The following is a 2,750-nucleotide window of genomic DNA, read 5'->3' as shown; positions in this document are numbered from 1 at the left end:
GCAGCCCAGCAGGCCCGCGACGGCCGGCTCGGCGGCCGGGTCGACCTTGGTGCACTGGCCGGCCGCGACGAGGGTCTTCTCGGCGAACGCGCCGATGCCGAGCGCCGGGGACAACTCGGTGCCGTCCAGCAGGGTCATCTTCTGCTTCGCGTTGTGGGTGTCGAAGCAGTACTGCGGACGGCCGCGCTTGCACGCCCGGCACTGGCCGCACACCGCGCGCCAGTTGAGGACGACGAAGTCGCCCGGGGCGACCTCGGTGACGCCCTCGCCGACCGACTCGACGACGCCCGCGGCCTCGTGGCCGAGGAGGAACGGGAACTCGTCGTTGATGCCGCCCTCGCGGTAGTGGAGGTCGGTGTGACACACGCCGCAGGCCTGGATCCGGACGACGGCCTCGCCCGGGCCAGGGTCGGGCACGACGATCGTGGTCACCTCCACAGGGGCGCCCTTGGCGCGCGCGATGACTGCCTTGACCTGCTGGGCCATCCGTTTCCACCTCCGTCGGCCGGGGCGCCTTCGCACCCGGCGTGACCTGCGTCGAACCACTTGCCCACGAAGCGTATCGTCCACGCCCCGGCCCTCCCGGCGGGCGGGCCCGCCCGGCGGGACCACCGTTCGTCCTGCTCACGGGATATGACGGCGGCATACCCGGCGGCGCTTGCGGCCCAGCTCGACCGGGGGCGCACGGCCGGCGCCGGGCGCCCGTGAGTGCGCGCCGAAGTGCCCGGAAAGCATCGGTGTTGGCCGGAAGTACCGCAGACGCGCGGACCGCCGCCCACGTACGGTCGTAGCAGAAGCGGTCCACGCGATGACGCTCAGCACACCCCGTCACGCAGCACACCCCGTCATGATCGGTGCGCTGGTCACGATCGGCGCACCCGTCACGATCGGCGCGCCCGACCCGTTCGACCCGGTCCCACCCTCCGACCAGGTCCGGCCCGTTCGACCTGGTCCCGCCCGTTCGACCCGGACCCCGGTCCCGTCCGCCCTTCGTCCCGACCCTTGGACCCCGGTCCCGCCGGCCAGAGCCGAGCCATCAGCCGGCCCGCCCCACCCGTCCCCCGCACCTCCCCGGTTCCACCCCCCGCCGGGCCGCCCGTGCGGCCCACCGCCCTGGAGTCTGGAGTACGGATGTCCGCCGAGAACAGTGCGACCGGTGCCGGCACCGGCCCCGCCCCGCTCACTCCGCTGCACTGCCCGCGCCACGCCGAGGCCGGCCCGCCCCGGCTCGCCGCGCTGCCCACCGGCACCCCGGTCTGGCTGGTCAGCCGGCACGCCGACGTGCGGCAGGTGCTCACCGACCCGCGGCTCGGCCGCGCCCCGCTGTACGCGCCGGACGCGCCGCCGCTCACCAACGCGCCCAACCTGCTGGACGATCCGAACAGCATGCTGAACATCGACGGCAGCGAGCACCAGCGGCTGCGCCGCACCGTGCAGCGGGCGTTCACGCCGCGCGCGATCGCGCGCTGGCGGCCCTGGGTGGCCTCGGTGATCGAGGGCCTGATCGACGAGCTGATCGACCACGGCAACCCGGCCGACATCGTGGCCGGCTACACCCGCCCGCTGCCGGTCGCGGTGATCAGCCGGCTGATGGGGCTGGACAACCTGGACAGCAAGCGGCTCGCGCACTGGAGCGACCACGCGCTCTCCACCACCGCGTACAGCGCCGAGGCGATCGTCACCGCGATGGGCGAGTTCGCCGAGTTCGGCGCCGCCGTGATCGCCGAGCGGCGCGCCAACCCGGGCGAGGACCTCGTCAGCAGCCTGCTCGCGGCCGCCGCCGAGGACGGCTCGATCACCGAGGGGCAGCTGGTCACGCTCGTGATCGGGCTGGTCGTCGCCGGGCACGAGACCACGATGACGTCCCTCGGCAACGCCCTCGTCTACCTCCTGGGCGACGGGCGCGACGCCTGGCAGCGGCTGGCCGCCGACGAGGCCAGTGCCGCCGCCGCGACCGAGCAGCTGCTGCGGGCGGTGCCGCTCGGGGACACCGACTACTTCCCCGGACTGCTGCGGCGCACCGTGGAGGAGGTCGAGATCGGCGGGGTGGTCATTCCGGCCGGGAGCGTGGTCGCCGCCGACACCAACGCGGCCAACATGGACCCGGACGTCTTCACCGGGGACCTGCTGACCGAGCTGTTCTCCCCGCTCGTCGCGCCGATGTACACCTTCGGCGCCGGTCCGCACCACTGCCTGGGCGCGTGGCTGGCCCGGATGGAGCTCGAACTCGCCCTCCACCGGCTGGCCCGCCGGCTGCCCGCTCTGCGGCTGACCGGACCGACGGCGTCGATCGACTGGCGGCGCGGGCTGCTGACCCGCAGTCCGAACTCGCTGCAGGTGGCCTGGTGACGGGCGGTCGCGAGGTGGGCGGGCCGGCGGCGGACGGTCGCGAGGCGGGCGGTCGCGGGGCGGGCGGGCCGGCGCGGGGCGTGGTGGCGGTCGTCGTGCACGTCGACCGGGACCGCTGCATCGGCTCCGGGATGTGCGCCCTGAGCGCGCCCGGCTCGCTGGCGCTCGGCGCCGAGGGCCTGGCCGAGCCGGTGGCCGGATACGGCGTGGGCGGCGCGGAGTTGACGGACGAGCTGAGCGAGGCGGTCGACTTCTGTCCGGTCGAGGCGCTGACGCTGTACTCGGCGCGCGGCGGGTACCGGATCGCTGGGCCGTGTCTCAGTCCCAGTGTGGCCGGTCGCCCTCTCAGGCCGGCTACCCGTCGTCGCCTTGGTAGGCCATTACCCCACCAACAAGCTGAT

The 2,750-nt window shown here is 74.4% G+C and carries 3 protein-coding genes; 2 read left to right on the top strand and 1 reads right to left on the bottom strand.

Going from position 1 to position 2,750, the window contains the following annotated elements; genetic code table 11:
• A partial coding sequence (locus tag AB0O00_RS34710; RefSeq protein ID WP_363658651.1) for an alcohol dehydrogenase catalytic domain-containing protein occupies positions 1-486 on the bottom strand: 486 nt, incomplete at its 3' end.
• Positions 487-1,131: 645 nt separating this feature from the next.
• On the opposite strand from AB0O00_RS34710, the gene AB0O00_RS34705 reads away from it, so the two are divergent.
• Together AB0O00_RS34705 and AB0O00_RS34700 are read left to right on the top strand one after the other, a co-directional pair.
• Positions 1,132-2,349, top strand: a complete 1,218-nt coding sequence (locus AB0O00_RS34705; RefSeq protein WP_363658649.1) for a cytochrome P450 — start codon at positions 1,132-1,134, stop codon at positions 2,347-2,349.
• A partial coding sequence (locus AB0O00_RS34700) for a ferredoxin (protein ID WP_363658647.1) occupies positions 2,346-2,750 on the top strand: 405 nt, incomplete at its 3' end. The genes AB0O00_RS34705 and AB0O00_RS34700, both read left to right, overlap by 4 nt.

Source organism: Kitasatospora sp. NPDC093558 (assembly GCF_040683475.1).
Taxonomy (GTDB): Bacteria; Actinomycetota; Actinomycetes; order Streptomycetales; family Streptomycetaceae; genus Kitasatospora.
The sequence above is the reverse complement of the archived record's forward strand: the minus strand, read 5'-3'. Positions and strand labels throughout refer to the sequence as shown.